This window comes from Dyadobacter sp. HNCC25DJ187, assembly GCF_056895255.1.
This window is the reverse complement of record NZ_JBXHAT010000002.1, coordinates 35,657-51,976: the sequence shown is the minus strand read 5'-3', so window position 1 is coordinate 51,976 and position 16,320 is coordinate 35,657. Positions and strand designations below refer to the sequence as shown.

12 protein-coding genes are annotated in these 16,320 nt (G+C 44.2%); 4 read left to right on the top strand and 8 right to left on the bottom strand.

Features of this window, described 5'->3' with window-relative positions; genetic code table 11:
- The first annotated feature begins 3 nt into the window (after positions 1–3).
- Together soxC and AC1XUE_RS11240 are read left to right on the top strand one after the other, a co-directional pair.
- Positions 4–1,236, top strand: coding sequence for a sulfite dehydrogenase (gene soxC / locus AC1XUE_RS11245; protein WP_483356072.1), 1,233 nt, complete (start codon positions 4–6; stop codon positions 1,234–1,236).
- A gap of 77 nt (positions 1,237–1,313) precedes the next feature.
- Positions 1,314–2,738 (top strand): phytoene desaturase family protein, encoded by a 1,425-nt coding sequence (locus tag AC1XUE_RS11240; RefSeq protein ID WP_483356071.1) that lies wholly within the window; start codon positions 1,314–1,316, stop codon positions 2,736–2,738.
- Between the two features lie 127 nt (positions 2,739–2,865).
- Here AC1XUE_RS11240 and rnk read toward each other — a convergent pair whose 3' ends face one another.
- The 7 genes from rnk to AC1XUE_RS11205 all read right to left on the bottom strand — a co-directional run bounded on the left by rnk (position 2,866) and on the right by AC1XUE_RS11205 (position 12,363).
- On the bottom strand, positions 2,866–3,246 hold the full coding sequence (rnk, locus tag AC1XUE_RS11235; RefSeq protein WP_483356070.1) for a nucleoside diphosphate kinase regulator: 381 nt from the start codon (positions 3,244–3,246) through the stop codon (positions 2,866–2,868).
- A 456-nt stretch (positions 3,247–3,702) separates the two neighbouring features.
- Positions 3,703–4,509: a universal stress protein gene (locus AC1XUE_RS11230; RefSeq protein WP_483356069.1), complete on the bottom strand. Its 807-nt coding sequence runs from the start codon at positions 4,507–4,509 to the stop codon at positions 3,703–3,705.
- Positions 4,510–4,610: 101 nt separating this feature from the next.
- Positions 4,611–5,432 (bottom strand): endonuclease/exonuclease/phosphatase family protein, encoded by an 822-nt coding sequence (locus AC1XUE_RS11225; protein ID WP_483356068.1) that lies wholly within the window; start codon positions 5,430–5,432, stop codon positions 4,611–4,613.
- 18 nt (positions 5,433–5,450) lie between these two features.
- Positions 5,451–7,100 carry a RagB/SusD family nutrient uptake outer membrane protein gene (locus tag AC1XUE_RS11220; RefSeq protein ID WP_483356067.1) on the bottom strand — a complete coding sequence of 550 codons (1,650 nt, stop codon included), beginning with the start codon at positions 7,098–7,100 and terminating at the stop codon, positions 5,451–5,453.
- Between the two features lie 9 nt (positions 7,101–7,109).
- Positions 7,110–10,556 (bottom strand): TonB-dependent receptor, encoded by a 3,447-nt coding sequence (locus AC1XUE_RS11215; protein WP_483356066.1) that lies wholly within the window; start codon positions 10,554–10,556, stop codon positions 7,110–7,112.
- Positions 10,557–10,704: 148 nt separating this feature from the next.
- The gene (locus AC1XUE_RS11210; RefSeq protein WP_483356065.1) at positions 10,705–11,697 is read right to left on the bottom strand and encodes a FecR family protein; all 993 of its coding nucleotides are present in this window, start codon (positions 11,695–11,697) and stop codon (positions 10,705–10,707) included.
- Positions 11,698–11,778: 81 nt separating this feature from the next.
- A complete protein-coding gene (locus AC1XUE_RS11205; protein WP_483356064.1) occupies positions 11,779–12,363 on the bottom strand; it encodes an RNA polymerase sigma-70 factor in 585 nt (194 codons plus the stop codon).
- Positions 12,364–12,673: 310 nt separating this feature from the next.
- Here AC1XUE_RS11205 and AC1XUE_RS11200 point away from each other — a divergent pair, with 310 nt between their 5' ends.
- The gene (locus AC1XUE_RS11200; RefSeq protein ID WP_483356063.1) at positions 12,674–14,320 is read left to right on the top strand and encodes an ArnT family glycosyltransferase; all 1,647 of its coding nucleotides are present in this window, start codon (positions 12,674–12,676) and stop codon (positions 14,318–14,320) included.
- Positions 14,321–14,574: 254 nt separating this feature from the next.
- On the opposite strand, the gene AC1XUE_RS11195 is transcribed toward AC1XUE_RS11200, so the two are convergent.
- Positions 14,575–14,871, bottom strand: a complete 297-nt coding sequence (locus AC1XUE_RS11195) for a hypothetical protein (protein ID WP_483356062.1) — start codon at positions 14,869–14,871, stop codon at positions 14,575–14,577.
- A 277-nt stretch (positions 14,872–15,148) separates the two neighbouring features.
- Here AC1XUE_RS11195 and AC1XUE_RS11190 point away from each other — a divergent pair, with 277 nt between their 5' ends.
- Entirely contained in the window at positions 15,149–16,231 is a 1,083-nt protein-coding gene (locus tag AC1XUE_RS11190; RefSeq protein ID WP_483356061.1) for an alkaline phosphatase, read from the top strand.
- Positions 16,232–16,320: the final 89 nt, after the last annotated feature.

The window sequence follows — 16,320 nt, the reverse complement described above, 5'->3', positions numbered from 1 at the left end:
GAAATGGATATCGGGAAAGATAAGCCGTTAAGCGGACGAATCAGCAGAAGAAAACTATTAGGTGGTGCGGCTACAGCTGCAGTAGTATTAGTACAAACAGCGACTGGAAAAGCGTTTCAGGCGGGAGTGTCGGTGGCGGAGCTGGACGACCCAACAAAGATTCCGGGCGTGCTACCCGGAACCGTAGGTACACGTTCGTCATTTGAGCAGCCTGTAAAAACGCCGTCGCCTACGTCATCACGGACACCCTTGCAGGATTTGTATGGTACGCTGACACCCTCGGACCTGCATTATGAAAGACATCACGGAGGTGTGCCCGCGATTGATCCTGCCAAATTTGAATTAGTAATTCATGGTATGGTAGAAAGGCCTATGGTTTTTACTTTGGCAGATCTGAAACGTTTCCCTTCGGTATCGCGGCTTGCTTTTCTGGAATGTTCCGGTAACTACCGTGGCGCGAATGATGGTAAAATTACACCTCAGGATATTTGTGGTCTTACCAGCCAGAGCGAATGGACCGGCGTAGCTTTATCGACCCTATTCCGTGAGGTCGGGGTCAGCGAGAAAGCTACATGGTTTCTGGCCGAAGGTGGCGATGCTGCCGTGATGACCCGTAGCGTCCCTATGAGCAAGGGCTGGAAAGATGCCATTATAGCCTATGCGCAAAATGGCGAGGCTGTCAGACCGGAGCAGGGTTATCCGGCACGTTTGTTTCTTCCGGGATGGGAAGGAAATACCAGTATTAAGTGGATACGCCGCATAGAGATCTCTGATCAGCCGTTTATGACCCGGGAAGAAACTTCCAAGTACACAGAACAGGTAGGCCCGACCAAAATCCGGCAATTCAGTTTCACGATGGATGCGCGCTCGATCATTACCTATCCGTCTTATCCGGCAATAGTAGAAAAGGGCTGGATCGAAATCCGGGGGATTGCCTGGAGCGGCAGAGGGAAAATCAGCAGGGTAGAGGTGAGCACGGACGCTGGCAAATCGTGGCATCTAGCAGCTTTGCAAGAACCAGTTCTGGATAAGTCGCTCACTGCATTTCGTTACTTATGGCAATGGAGTGGCGGGCCAACTGAGATTATGAGCAGAGCTGTGGATGAGACAGGTTATGTTCAGCCATTTTATAAACAGCTGTTGGCTGCACGCGGAGGAAATATGGGTTATCATTTCAATCCGGTTACGGCCTGGTATTTGCAGAGCGACGGGCAGGTACTTTTCCGTTCCACTTGATTTTGCGTTGTTTTAGAGCAATCCCCGGTACATATTTGTAAGAAGACAAGATTCTAGTTAATCCTAATATTTTCAGCGTGGCAAATCAGCAGTATGATGCAATCGTGGTAGGTTCAGGTCCAAATGGTCTGGCGGCGGCAATCACATTACGCAGGCAAGGCCTTTCAGTGCTGCTGATAGAAGGCAAAGAAAAAATTGGTGGTGGTATGCGCTCTCAGGAGCTAACACTGCCTGGTTTTGTGCATGATATCTGTTCTGCGGTACATCCGATGGCGACCATGTCCCCGTTTTTTACGGATTTACCATTGAAGGATTTCGGGCTTGAAATGGTGAATCCCACATTGGCTGCAGCGCACCCTTTCGATGGTGGTGGAGCAGCGGTACTGCAGCATTCACTTTATGAGACTGCGCAAGGTCTGGGTGTTGACAAAGAGACTTATCTCCGGTTAATGGAACAGACAGTTCTGGATTTACCCAAACTGCTTCCTGATCTTTTGGGGCCTTTTCCATTTCCAAGTCACCCGATTGCACTGGCCAACTTTGGTCTGAAAGCACTTACTTCTTCAAGCTGGCTGGCTGGCCGCTTCAAAACCAAAGAAGCCAGAGGTATGTGGGCTGGTATGGCAGCGCATGGCATTCAGCCTTTGACCAACATCAGTACTTCTGCCATAGGTTTGATGCTGATGGCGGCTGCGCATGTAGGAAACTGGCCTATTCCTAAGGGAGGATCTCAGTCTATCGCCGATGCACTCGTAGCCTATTATCTGTCCATTGGAGGACAACTCGAAACGGGACATTTTGTGAAATCTTTGCAGGAGCTTCCGTCTGCCAGAGCCGTATTGCTGGATGTTACCCCGAAACAGCTTATAAGTATTGCAGGTGATAAACTCAGTCCGTCTTACCGAAGCCGGCTTGAAAAGTACCGCTATGGAATGGGTGTATTCAAAGTAGACTGGGCGCTGAGTGAACCAATTCCATTTACTAACCCGGATTGCCGAAAGGCAGGTACTGTGCATCTGGGTAATACGTTTGAGGAAATCGCGGCGGCAGAACAGCTGACTTCAGAGGGGAAACATCAGCAAAAGCCCTTCGTTTTGCTGGCTCAGCCCAGCGTATTCGATGCAACCCGTGCTCCGCAAGGTAAGCATACAGCCTGGGGTTACTGTCATGTTCCCAATGGGTCTACAGAAAACCAGACCGCTGCGATTGAAAACCAGATAGAAAGGTTCGCACCCGGTTTTAAAGATACCATTCTGGATCGTCATACCATGAATGCGATGCAAATGCAGGAATACAATCCTAACTATATAGGCGGAGACATTAATGGCGGAATTCAGGATATCTGGCAGCTTTATAGCCGGCCTGTGTTAAGCCTGTCGCCATACCGGACATCTGCAAAAGGCATTTATATCTGTTCTTCTTCAACTCCTCCCGGAGGCGGCGTACATGGTATGTGCGGATATCATGCTGCACAGAGGGCGATTAAGGATTTATGCAGTTGAAACTGACCAGTATTTATCCCTATTGTTGATGATAGATTGGGTACACAACATTGGCTAGTAATTAACTTTGTTAATAGCAAATATCAGGAGAAGCAATCCAGATCGCCTCTCCTAAAATCAGTTTATTTTAATAAACTTCCAGAATCTCAAAATGCTTGATTCCGGCAGGCATTTTCCACTTTACTTTCTCTCCTTTGCAAAGCCCGATCAGCGCCGCCCCCATGGGTGTGAGAACAGAAATTCTTCTTTGTTGAATGTCTGCCAGTGATGGCATAACAATCGAAAATTCCATTTCCTGATTGGCACTGAGCTCCCGCACCTTTACGGTAGAATTCAGCCTGACACATCCTTCCGGCAACTCGTCATTTTCGACAATGACCGCACGGTTCAGCTCATAGGATAGTGTCATTTCATTTTGTTGTCCCTGATTGGGAAACTGTTCTGCAAATTGCTTGAGCAACTTATAATCATCTTCAGAGATGATTACAGGCGTTTTTGGTAAATTCATAATCGTACTGTTGCGCTGCTGCGCCTCAATGTTAAAGGAAAATATGACATGGCATGCTGAAAAGCAAACGTGCAGCCTGGTGACAGAGACAGATAAACAGAATAATACGGACAGCGAACGCACGTGCAAAAACGCAGCGATGGGCATGACCATACTGATATGTTATCTGTCAAAAATTGATAAAGGCTGCGGTGTTCCCCGAATCCTGAAAATCAGATTAGGTCCGGGGCCAGCGTATTGAAGTCCTTAAAATTTGAAACGTAATAAAGCCTGGTACAGAAGATGGTAGCCGGCAGAATGCAGAAGACAGTACTGTTCCATGTCGGCACAGTACTGTGCAGCGCAAAGGATTTTTCAGTTGTGGATGTATTGATCTCACTTGCCATAAAGGCTAAGATACCATCAAATTTCTGAATGAAGAAGCTTTCAACCTGATTTGTCTCATAGCTCAGTATTTTAGTAAGTCTTTTCTGTTGCGCAGGTCCATGTCATGGTCGGAGAATAGTTAACGATATCGGCAGCTATACTGCTTACATACATGTTGCCCGGATTACGGTTGCCATGTGTACCCATTGCAATCAGGTCCGCATTCATTTCCCGTGCAAATTGTAGAATGCCATCTTTTTCGATAGCGTTGTGTACAACATGTATATTGAAATGATGCAACTGGTGTTGGGAAGCAAGCTTTTGTAAATGTTGCATACTCTGCTGATTATCACGGCGCGGATGTGTATTGACATACAAAAGATGTAGTCTTGCGTCAAAAAACTCCTGTAACATTTTAACCTTACCAAGTAGTTGCTCGTCCTCAAGCTTCATACCGCAAGGGAATACAATGTTTTTTATCCTGGAAAGCGTCGTCTCATTTTTAACCGCAATTACCGGAACCGGACATGTGCGCACGACTTTGCCAATATTTGAGCCCATAAAGGCTTCCTGCCAGCCTCGCGATCCCTGGGTTCCCATGACTACCAGATCAATGTTATGCAGCTGAATAAGCTCCAATATTGCGGTGGTAATCTTGCCGGTATGAACATGATGTTCAACAAGAATATCTCCTACGGCAAAACCGGCTATGAAATCGATAAATTTATGTCGTGCAATTTCTGCGGTTGATGCGGTATTGTCAGAGGTACTTTCCGTTTCACTGATTATGGTACACACGAATATGCTCCCTTCACTTTTGCCGGCAATTTCCAATGCAAATTTCAATGCTTCTTCGGCATGGGTAGAAAAATTACACGGTACTAAAATCCTTTTCATAACGAATCATCAACTATAATTAAAGGCAAAGGTAGAGGGTAAAATGCACAAAAAAGAGGAGGTTCGTCATGAACCACCTCTTTGGTATACTTGTGGATGAACTATTGTATGCTAAGCTCCACAACAACAGGCAGATGGTCGGATGCATACTTTTCATCAATCACGCGGGTTGAAATGGCCTTTACCTTTTTCCCGGGTCTAAACATGATAAAATCTATTGTACGATTGGGCTTATTTACCGGAATGGTAGGAGCACAATCCTGCAGACAACTTCTTGTGAAAGTCTGATCCAGATAAGCCATTGCTGGACTGTCTGGCTTTGCATTGAAGTCGCCTCCGATAATTACTGGTAATGGTGAGTTTCCAAAATATTTTACAATCAGCTCAGCCTGAGTTTTACGGTTTTGCTCTTTCAGATCCAGATGCGTGCATGCAAAAATTACTTTTTTACCTTTGGCGATCTGAGCAGTCACAGCAGCTATTGTCCTGGGTTCACCGCCAATTGCTTTATCAACCGGAAGCATGTGTTGAGCTGAATCCAGAATCGGAAATCTGGAAAGTATAGCCACACCGTAATCACCGCCCTGATGATCAATTGCTTTGGCAAAAAAGTAATTCATGTTCGTTAGCTCAGCTAATAATTTAGCCTGATGATTGCCTTTCCCCGAGCGCTCGGTATTGACGTCCACCTCCTGTAACGCCACGAAGTCTGGTCGTTCCTTATTGATTACTGATGCGATGGCTTCGACATCAATTTTGGTGGCCTCCGATGGAGGATTGCAATGATGAATATTGTAGGTCATCACTTTTAGATTTGATTTACCTAATGTCGAAATCGAGACAACTGCTGAGTCCGGTTCTATTGCAAAAGCAACAGAAACCGGGAGCAGGAAATACATGAAGAAAAGGTTTCGAATGAACATCGATCGGGTGTTTAAGGTTTATTCCCAGCCAGGATTTTGTCCTAACGCAGGGTTACGTTCTATTTGAACCAGAGGCACTGGCCAAAGGTAATTTTTATCAGCAAAATTTCTTCCGGTAAAAGCAAGTATATAACCGCGGGAATCCGTTCTTATACTGGCTACGTCAGCAGGAACCTTGGCCCATTCCTTTTTCATACCCATTACGTCCGCTGCCAGTAAATCACCTTGCTTCCATCTTTTTATATCGAAGTATCGCTGGCCTTCCAGTGCAAGTTCTACCCGCCGCTCACGACGAATTTCATCTCTTACATTCAAACCTGCTGCAGCCAGTTCAGTCAAAACCATCTTTTTCATACCGACACGGTCACGAAGCAAATTGATGGAAATGTCCAGATCTGCCTGCGTGAGCGTTCCCTGTTCCAGTTTGGCTTCAGCATAGGTGAGAAGAACTTCTGCATAGCGCAGTATATGGATATCATTTGCATCTCTACCTACCTGAGGTACGGTTGATAGCTCAACGTATTTTGTAAAATAATAACCCGTAATGGTTACAGAACCACGCCGGTCAGAACGGAACTTGGGCGCTGTGAATTTGGTAGGATCCGTATTCTCAGGGTTTCCGTCAAAACGTCCGCCCCATGCGCTGCCTGGCGCCAGAACGGTTTGTGTCATACGGGGATCACGGTTGGTGAAAACATCTTGATAGCTGGTCTCTTTATACAATGGAGATTTGTCGATAGGAAGTCCGTCAGAACACAGATATGTATCCACAAGCGATTTGGTAGGATTGAAACGTGCATTTTGATCGGGAACCTGTATTTCACGGCTCAGATTGTGCATATTTAAATCTTCCAAATGTGTTCTCGCTATAATTGTCTCTTTGTTATTGCCTCTTGATAGCTTACCGCTGTAAGTAAAAAGACTGTTGTAACTGGTCGCTTTATTTCCGTTATTAAAGAGTTGATACAGATTGAGGTCCATCAAATCTTTGGCTGCTTTTTCTGCTGCTGCATACTTTCCAAAATAAAGTGCAAGCCGCGCTTTCAAGCCCAATGCGGCTCCTTTTCTCAGACGTCCAAGGTCTTTCCCGGAGGCGATTTCTTTGGGGAGAACGGCCGCTGCTGCATCCAGCTCTGACAGTATAAAATCCTGTATCTGTGCGGCTGGAGTTCTTGGATCATATAATTCATCGATATTTAGTGATTTGGTAATCAGCGGTACATCACCCCAAAACAAAGTAAGATAGCTATACATATAAGCTCTGATTACTCGTACTTCAGCTGCCAGAATTTCTTTTCTGGCCTCAACAGGTACCACTGCCTTTTCGTAATTTTCAAGAAATGTATTGCATTGGCGTATGCCGGTATACATGTTGCGCCATTCCGTGTTGAACATACCTAAATCCACATTGAAATTCCCACTTCCAATCAGCTGGAAATCTGTAGTGGACGGCCAGAGCGTATTGTCGCCCATATTTTCCATGTCTACGGTATTTTTCGCTTTGATATTTGCATAGCAGCCATTGGCAGCCAGAATCAGTTGCTCTTCGGTATTCCAAAATGTCTCATCGGCTATTTGATCCAGCGGCAACCTATTAAGGTAATCTTCATTACAACTGGTAGACAATACAGCGAGCAGGGAGAACAGGTATATGAATTTCTTTTTCATGATAATGACTTATTTAAAATTTACACTGATGCCTGCAACGAATGTTTTTACCTGTGGATAGTATCCACCGCTGGTTACGGGTGATTCGGGATCATAGCCATAAAAGAAGTTCGTCTTGGTCAGCAGGTTGTCGGCAGAAGCATAGATACGAAGACGGCTTATGCGAGCCTTTTGTGTGAACTTGTCAGGAATCGTATAGCCTATCTGGATGTTTTTCAACCTGAGATAGGCTGCGTTTTCCAGCCAGAATGAAGATAAGCGCTGGTTGTAAGCCTGCTGGTAGGTAAGTCTTGGATAACTTGCATCTGTATTCTCTGGAGTCCAGCGGTCGCGGTGTACTTCCTGTGGAAGAGACCCCTCGTTGATCAGCGCATGGCGTGCAGCTCCCTGTATGTATCCATCAGCCTTGCCAACACCTTGCAGGAAGAAACTGAAATCGATTCCCTTCCAGCCCAGCTCACCGCGGAAACCATAATTGAACCGTGGTATAGCATTCCCGATCACCTGGCGGTCATCATCAAGCGTAATACGGCCATCTCCGTTCAGATCTTTGTAGATGATATCGCCTGGTGCGACCGGGTCTCCTGCATAGGCCGGAAATTTAGGGGTGTACTTGTTAGTTCCTGCATCGAAGTTAAAGTCTTCTACCTGAGCGATTCTATCAGCCACCAGTCCATAGAACGCGTCAATCGGTTGTCCGACAATACGTATGCGATCGCCGTAAGTAGGTGGTACGCCACCCAAACTGGTCACCTTATTTCTGACATCCGATAGGTTGAAATTTGCTCCGTACCGGAAATCATTGAGCTGATCTTTCCAGGATACCTGTAGTTCCCATCCTCTGTTTTCAACCTTCCCGGCATTTTGTGGAGGATAGGTAGTGCCTACTCCCAGCACATCAGGCAGCGGCACATTCAGCAGAATATTGTTGGTATTTTGAACATAGTAATCAAATGTGATACCCATGCGACCTTTCATCATCGCCAGATCGATACCGGCATTCTGTTTCACAACAGATTCCCATGTCAAAAAGGGATTGGGTATATTAGACTCGCGATAGCCTATTGTGAGTGCATTGCCGATAGGGAAGGTATTGTTGACCGGTCCGAGTGTAGGTAGATACCCGTAATTCAGAATATCTGATGTACCACCTACCCGAACTTTATCATTTCCCTGCGTACCATAAGAAAGGCGTATTTTTCCGGATTCGATCACATTGCGAAGTCGGTCAAAGAACTTCTCTTCAGAAAATACCCATCCAACAGAGCCGGATGTGAACCAGTCCCAACGTGTTTCAGGAGCAAAACGGGAAGATCCATCGTAACGGAAATTGAATTCAGCCAGGTATTTCTCCTTGTATCCATAGTTGAACCGACCAAAGAAAGAACGTAGTGCATTCTGCGAAGCAGATCCGCCGTTGAGCTGATTTTCTGTTCCTAAGTTAATTGATTCCACATCCTGGGAAGCCAGGTTCGTGCGGGTAGCATAGAAGTAATTGGAAACATTCTCTTCCTGCGATACTGCAAGCATTCCCTTCACTGTATGCTTTTCTGCGAAAATCTTATCATACTCCAAAAAGCCCAGCATTGTTTGATATAAGTTGGTATAATCGCGGACATCAATTTTATTTTGTGGGTTGGTTTGGTAAATCAGGGAGCCATCTGTCGGACTGTAATAATTAATGGTTTTGCTGAAAATAGATCTGTATGAATTCGAGCGGATCAGACCATACTGCCCTCGCAGCCGCAAACCATCAAACAGATCAAGCGTGGCGCTCAGGTTTCCTGTGAATTCCTGGGAATCGAATCTGTTCGTTCCTCCGTCCGTAGTTACAGCCACCGGATTGCGCTGACCACCGATATAACCCCAGCCTCCTGTGGTAAATCTGACAGGAACCAAGGGAAGGATCTGATGAGAAGCATACAACGGACCTGAATCAGAATCAATGTTCTCTGCTGATCCTGAGAATCCTCTGTCGATGTAACCCAGATTTGCATCCAGATGCAATCTGTCGATGATGGTGGTATTTAATCTAAGCCGAACGTTATGTCTTTTTGCATTGTAGTTATCGCCGGTGATCATGCCACCTTCCTTCAGATAGCCATAAGAGACATAATAGTTCAGATTTTTGGCACCACCATTGATGCTCAGATTGTGATTCTGCTGAGGAGCACTTTTCTTATATATTTCATCGATCCAGTTGGTATTGGCAAAATAGTTAGGGTCGGATCCGTTTCGGGCTATTTCGATATCTGCATCTGTGTAAGTAGGATTACGTCCTACGTTTACCTGAGATTCATTCAAAAGCTGCATGTACTCAGGAGAGCCTACAAATTTGGGTAGAGCCGTTGGCGTTTGCATACCGATATAGCCATTGTAGGAGATCGTTGGAGCTGAATCCTCCTTGCCTTTTTTGGTGGTTACTAAAATGACTCCGTTTGCTCCGCGCACACCATAAATCGATGAGGAAGCCGCATCTTTAAGTACAGAGATACTTTCTATATCAGCAGGATTGAGGATGTTCAGGTCTCCTCCTGGAATGCCATCTACCACGACAAGCGGATTAGCATCTCCGAGTGTGCCCACACCGCGTATACGAATTGAGCTTCCATTTTGCCCCGGCAAGGCAGTTGAATTCACAACGGTTACACCAGCCATCAGTCCCTGAAGACCCGAGCTTAAGTTTCTGACCGGCCGACTGTCGAGGTCTTTGGCTTCAATCGCGCTTACGGCTCCGGTCACATTGATCTTTTTCTGTGTTCCATAGCCTACAACAACAAGTTCTTCCAGTCCAGCCACATCTTCAAGAAGCTGGATGTTGAGCGAGGATTCGCCCCGGTAGGTGATTTCCTTCTTTAAAAATCCGATGAATGACACGACAAGTGTTTCACCGTTATCGACATTTATTGAAAAGCTGCCGTCAGAATCTGATACAGTTCCTCTATCGCTGCCCTTCACTACCACTGAAGCACCCGGAAGAGGCTGACCGCTCTTATCTACAACTTTGCCAAAGAATAGCTTCATCTCACTTTCATCTAAAGGTTCCGCTGCAACCACATTTTTCGGGACAGTTAGTGTAATGGGTTTGGGCGCTGCAGGTTTGAGAATAATGGTCGACCCTGAAGTTGTGTAGGTCAGTGAATAAGGAGCCAGCAATTTATCCAGAACCTTACCCAGTTTTTCATTCCTGACGTTCACCCTCGCTTTTTTAGATGATTCTTTTTGACTAGCAAGAACAAACCTGGTAGCTGAGACTTTTGATATTTCGTCCAACACTGCCGGCAAGGGCATGACGTCGGTTGAGAGCGTTATCGGCTTTTCCAGAACCTGGCTATACGTGTTTTCCGCCAGACCGAGCGTGCTGCAACAGCCAATCAGAAAGGATAGGATAGCGCTGTACTTTATCATGTTACTGACAGCATCAAATAATGTTCCCCGGTAAATAATTGTCTTCATATTTAAGGTAGGTTAAGTAACTGGACACGTTTTTATGTCCTTTGGAATCCTGTTATTTTGTCTGCTCATCGTGAGGCAGATCGATCCATGTATTTCATTTGATGATGTCTAGGTCATACGCTCAGATCCTTTGATGGTGAATGCTTTTTTATCTACATCCCCTGCCGGTAATGCGATATTCGTTATTTGCGTTTTTGGTTACTTTCCCTTCAAGGGAAATAGCAAGCTGCTCCAATACCGAATCTGCAGTATCACCAGGCAGTACATCGGCGTAAATCAGGCAGCGCGCCAAATGTGTATCAGCAATGATTTCAATAGTGAATCGCCTTTCCAGATCACTAATCACCTCGGAAAGCGTACTTTTTCTGAAAGACAATTTTCCGTTGGTCCAGGCCATAGCACTTGTACTGTCGATATTCTGCTTGATTGTAAATCTTCCGGATTTTTTATCCGCGGTTAATTCCTGTAAAGGCGCGAGTATTGCCTCTCCATTAATGTTGGCCGCTTGTACAGCGACACGTCCGCTTAGTAGGGTAACCTTGCTTTCAGCATCAGAAGGGTAGGCTTTTACCACAAAATGTGTCCCCAAAACTTTTGTAAGTAGTGTCTCCGTTTGCACGACGAATGGCTGTTCCGGATTGTGAACAACATCAAAATACGCTTCTCCTTCAAGTTTGATGTAACGGGCTGAATCATTGAATTTTTCCGGATAAGAAAGTGTACTCTGCGCATTCAGCCAAACGGTGGATCCATCGGGCAACTGTTTTTTTAGCATTTTTCCTTTCTGGGCTGTAATGCTGATCATCTGTACCGGGAAAAACCGATTAAGTAAACTTGTCCGGAAGGTGTAAATAGCAAAAAGACAAAGCAGTGTGGCGGAAGCTGCAGCCATATAGCGCAAGGGGCGGGACTTATTATGGAGTGGGCGCACGTTTTCAGATTCCATGTTGTGAACCTGCTCGACAATGCGGCCAAAGATCCGTGCTTTTACTGTCATTTCATCGTCCATTGTAGCATTATCCCAATCTTGGGCTCTACTCTGCAATACATCACAAGCCTCCAGAAAACGGAGTTCTTCCTGTGGGCTGAGTGTGCCGGAAAGGTATTTATCGGTAAGTGTTAAAAATTCATCCTTTTTCATAGTTCTACCTGTATGTGCCAAAACAGACACACTACACCTAAGGCCGGAGTAAAAATTTTGAAATTTATTTTTTAAGATTGATCAATCCCAGATAGAGGGAAGAGTAAAAATAAGCCAGAACAGAAATTCTCCCATGCTTATCCGAAGTTTACCAAGCGCATTGGTGATGTGGTTTTCTACGGTTTTGGTTGAAATCTGCAGCATTTCCGCAATCTCAGCAATCGACATATTTTTCTTTCTGCTGAGTATAAAAACCTCTCTGCATTTTTGAGGTAAATGAGCTATATGTTTGTCAAGCAAGTGATCCAGATCCTGCGTTACGAGGTTATCTTCTGCTTCTGTCCTTTCGGATATTAGCACTATTTCTTCCGGCAGAGCAAGGGTTATATTTCCGGATTTTATTACTTTAAAAACCTGGTAGCGGACTGCAGTATACAGGTAAGCTTGCAGGGAATCAATCTGCGCGGAATCACTTTTAACCCACAACTGAACTAGTACATCCTGTACAATATCTTCACAAGCCTGTTTATTGCGAAGAATGCTATAGGCTGAAAGGTAGAGTTTAGACCAGTACTTATCATAGATGTGCTCAAAACTTCCCCAATCTCTATTTGAAAGAGATTGCGGCATAGCAGTATCCGAATGGCTGGTAAGTTCCTGATTCATGGTAATTTGCCGGAGCTGTAGAAAAGGTAGACAACCCACTAATTCTTTTACAATATAGTGCCAGTAAGGTCAATTCTACAAAGCAACTTTAAAATGGGCAGAATTTGTAAGGCCCTGGGTTAAGTTATTTTTAAATTTTCAAATCCGTTACGGCATCCGACTTTCACTACCGTCGATTGCAAAAATCTTTCAGACGTAATTTACCAGTCTCAGCTTAGCTGGGTATCTTTGGTTTGTCAATCGGGGCGATCGGATACAAGTCGCTGTATGAATTATTGTAACTGGTTGACAATGAAATGAAACTTAAAGTATGAACAAAACAGACGTTTTATTGCAACGTTATTTCCCGTGGCTGCTGCTTATTGGAATTTTATTAAATGTTCCGGGGCTGTGGTTACCAATTATTGAACCGGATGGTGCACTTTATGCTACTATTGCAAAGCGCATGGTGTTACATAACAATTGGCTGGACCTGTATGCCCACGGAGCGGACTGGCTGGATAAGCCTCATTTTCCATTCTGGCTTGCCGCAGTTAGTTTTAAAGTTTTCGGGATCAATTCATTTGCTTATAAGTTACCTGCATTTTTGTTTTGGCTCATCAGTATCTATTATACTTATGTGACTGCGCGTGATCTTTACAACAAATCCGTGGCCCGGATCGCGACATTGGTATATACTGTAGCGTTACATAGTGTACTTGCGAATTTTGATGTACGGGCTGAACCTTTTTTGAGTGCATGTATAGCAGGTGCGGTCTGGCATATGATCAAGCTCTATCAAGGTGGAACAAACCGCCATCTTGCACTTGCCGCGTTGTTTGCAGGCTTTGCCATGATGACCAAAGGTATTTTTGTTCTTATCACTATAGCAGGCGGGTGGGTGCTTTACTGGGCTTTTACAAGTCAGTGGAAGCAGTTCACAGATGTACGATGGTGGCTACTGCTTATTCTCTCGTTTGTTTTCATTCTACCTGAATTGTATGCTTTATATGCACAATTTGATTTGCATCCGGAAAAGGTAGTATTTGGAGAAACGAACGTGTCGGGGCTCAGGTTTTTCTTTTGGGATAGTCAGTTTGGGCGGTTTTTCAATACAGGTCCGATTAAGGGAAAAGGTGATCTTACCTTTTTTGTACATACCTCTCTATGGGCATTTTTGCCATGGTCGATAGGTCTGGTGGGTGGTGTTGTATATCTGATTCGTTATGACAGAGATAAAAATCCGCTTCGCTGGGTTATTTATGGCAGTACGCTAATCACGTTTGTGATGTTCTCACTGTCAAGGTTTCAATTGCCTCACTATATTGTGATGATATTTCCGTATTTCGCCATGATTACAGCGTATTTTTTTTACCAGCTCGCTGTATCAGGAAAGTTGAAAATGCTTGTGATCAGTCAAAAAATTGTTTTAGTAATACTAGCTGTAGCTGTTCTGGGGCTGATATATCTGGTTAATTTACCGAATGGAATCCTGGCTGCGGCGGTTACCGCGATGTTACTGATAGGCGGGTTGTTAATCAAAGTTGATGATCATTTACAAAAAATGCTTTACGCAGGCTATGCAGCAGCCTGCATTCTTTATGTCTTTTTATTTGTATTCTTTTATCCATTCCTTTTTCAGTACCAGTCAGGGTCGGAACTGGTAAAGCTCATCCCGTCAGACAAAATGGAGTTGCGGATGGCCACTTACAAAACATTTTCTCCGTCGTTTGAATTTTATGCTCCTCACGAAGTACAGGTTTTAAAGGAGGCAGCTCAGTTAAACCGATTTATTGAACAGGGTCCTTGTTTGGTGTATACGACTGATGTCATGGGAGATAGTCTGATCAATTCGGGTATGAGAGCGGAGGTTATCAAGAAGTCCCATTTTCACATTACCATGCTTAAGTTGCCCTTCCTGAATGATAAAACCAGAGAAAAGGCTTTGCAAAGTCGATATCTGCTCTACGTTGAATAGAGGTCTGGAACGTGCTTTGATCTATCGGATACATCACAAAAATAAGTTCATGCAAACGACAGAAGTTACACAATTGGAAAGGGTATACGCCTTCTCCAATATAGTTGTATTAATACTTAACCCCAAAAGGGCAAACAGCGGAATATTTAAAGAAAAAATAAGCTCAATAAGATTGTGCCGGCGCAGAGTCCGGCTTTTGCAATTCATCTTCTAATTTCTTTTCCGCCTTGCAACATTTAGTTTGTACGTGCATTTCAGTTGACTGAAGCACGTATTTTTTCGAATTCCTTAAGTGTGTTTCTGATTTGTTTTTCAGAAAGACCACTGTATTTGATTGCTACAAGTTTTACTTCTTTCGGATTCAACTTCTTAAGCTTCCAGTATTTAGGGTGTGTTTCTCCAATTGCAGGGTGAAAGTCTTCTTCTTTCGGCTCTTTGATGAGTATCTCAAAATCTTCCTTACTAAATGGAATTGTGCTCTGTACAGTCGGTTGTGCGGTAACTTTTACTGTTCTACCTGTAGGTAGCAAAAATGTCTTTTCAAGTTTCATTTTATTTTTCGTTTGCGGCTTACTGCAAAGATATCTAAGAGATCGTTCAGAGCATCAGTTTAACAATTTATTAATCTGCGTATACGGCTGATATGGTCAATTTACCTACATTAATCGTGGATTAATATAGCCTGGGGGAAATTAATAATAGGGTAAAGTTGGCTTACATAGTTTTGCAGCATCAAAAAGTGGCTTGTGAGAATTTTCGAAAAGAGATTACAAGCATAAAACCTATTAAGCAATTATCCTTTAATGGATAGTATACAATTCTATTATAATGAAAAGGTTATTTCTATCAGTTTCTCTGATTGCGGCGGGTTGTTCCGTATTCGCTCAACTCCCAGGTAAAGGCAAGCCAAAGCAGCCTAAAAATGTAATTTTCATGGTGGGTGATGGCATGGGCGTTTCGCAGATTTATGCGGGTATGGTGGCAAATAAAAATACACTGAATCTGGAACGATCCCATGTTATAGGGTTTCATAAGAATCAATCTGCTGATAGTTTTATTACTGATTCTGCTGCCGGTGCCACTGCATTTTCTATAGGGAAAAAAGTGAAAAACGGCGCAATCGGAGTAGATGCTGACAACAAGCCTCAGCGGACCATTCTGGAAATAGCAGAGGACAAAGGTCTCGCTACAGGTTTGGTGGCCACTTGTTCGATTACGCATGCTACGCCCGGAGCATTCATTGGTCATCAGCCGAAACGTGCTATGACTCAGGAGATCGCGCATGACTTTCTGGCGACTGATGTCGATGTATTCATCGGAGGTGGACGTGCAGACTTCAATCAGCGCAGAGACGGAGCCAATCTGATCGACAGTCTGAAAGTCCGGGGTTACCAGATTGCTAACAGCATTGAGGAAGTTGAAAAGGTAAAATCCGGTAAACTTGCCGGCTTCTTAGCAGATAAAGAGCAACCTCGTTTCTCTAAAGGGAGAGGCGATGAGTTGTCGCGGTCGTCAAAAACTGCATTGGACATTCTCAAGCAAAATAAAAAAGGTTTCTTTCTGGTAGTAGAAGGTTCTCAAATTGACTGGGGCGGCCATGGCAATGATACAGATTACATCGTGGAAGAAATGAAGGACTTTGATCAAGTAATTGGTGAAGTATTCGATTTTGCCGAAAAAGATGGTGAAACATTAGTGATCATTACTGCGGATCACGAAACAGGCGGATTTTCTATCAATGGTGGGAGCACAGAAACAGGGGAGGTAAAAGGTGCATATACAACTGGTGGGCATACAGGTGTTATGATTCCGGTGCTTGCTTTTGGGCCGGGTTCGGAGGCTTTCTCGGGATTTTATGAGAATACTGCTATTTTTGATAAAATGATGAATGCACTTAAACTGAAAAGATAATTACGTTTTAGAGGGTTCTGTTTTAGTCAGGAAAATCAAAAGAAAGGGACATCTGCCAAATCGGCCTGATGTCCCTTTACACTAACAGA

Bases quoted from the DNA above. Each gene is read 5' to 3' on its own strand.
- soxC (WP_483356072.1), top strand. From the start codon at position 4: ATGGATATCGGGAAAGATAAGCCGTTAAGCGGACGAATCAGCAGAAGA.
- rnk (WP_483356070.1), bottom strand. From the start codon at position 3,246: ATGAATTTACCAAAAACGCCTGTAATCATCTCTGAAGATGATTATAAG.
- AC1XUE_RS11230 (WP_483356069.1), bottom strand. From the start codon at position 4,509: ATGAAAAGGATTTTAGTACCGTGTAATTTTTCTACCCATGCCGAAGAA.
- AC1XUE_RS11225 (WP_483356068.1), bottom strand. From the start codon at position 5,432: ATGTTCATTCGAAACCTTTTCTTCATGTATTTCCTGCTCCCGGTTTCT.
- AC1XUE_RS11220 (WP_483356067.1), bottom strand. From the start codon at position 7,100: ATGAAAAAGAAATTCATATACCTGTTCTCCCTGCTCGCTGTATTGTCT.
- AC1XUE_RS11215 (WP_483356066.1), bottom strand. From the start codon at position 10,556: ATGAAGACAATTATTTACCGGGGAACATTATTTGATGCTGTCAGTAAC.
- AC1XUE_RS11210 (WP_483356065.1), bottom strand. From the start codon at position 11,697: ATGAAAAAGGATGAATTTTTAACACTTACCGATAAATACCTTTCCGGC.
- AC1XUE_RS11205 (WP_483356064.1), bottom strand. From the start codon at position 12,363: ATGAATCAGGAACTTACCAGCCATTCGGATACTGCTATGCCGCAATCT.
- AC1XUE_RS11200 (WP_483356063.1), top strand. From the start codon at position 12,674: ATGAACAAAACAGACGTTTTATTGCAACGTTATTTCCCGTGGCTGCTG.
- AC1XUE_RS11195 (WP_483356062.1), bottom strand. From the start codon at position 14,871: ATGAAACTTGAAAAGACATTTTTGCTACCTACAGGTAGAACAGTAAAA.
- AC1XUE_RS11190 (WP_483356061.1), top strand. From the start codon at position 15,149: ATGAAAAGGTTATTTCTATCAGTTTCTCTGATTGCGGCGGGTTGTTCC.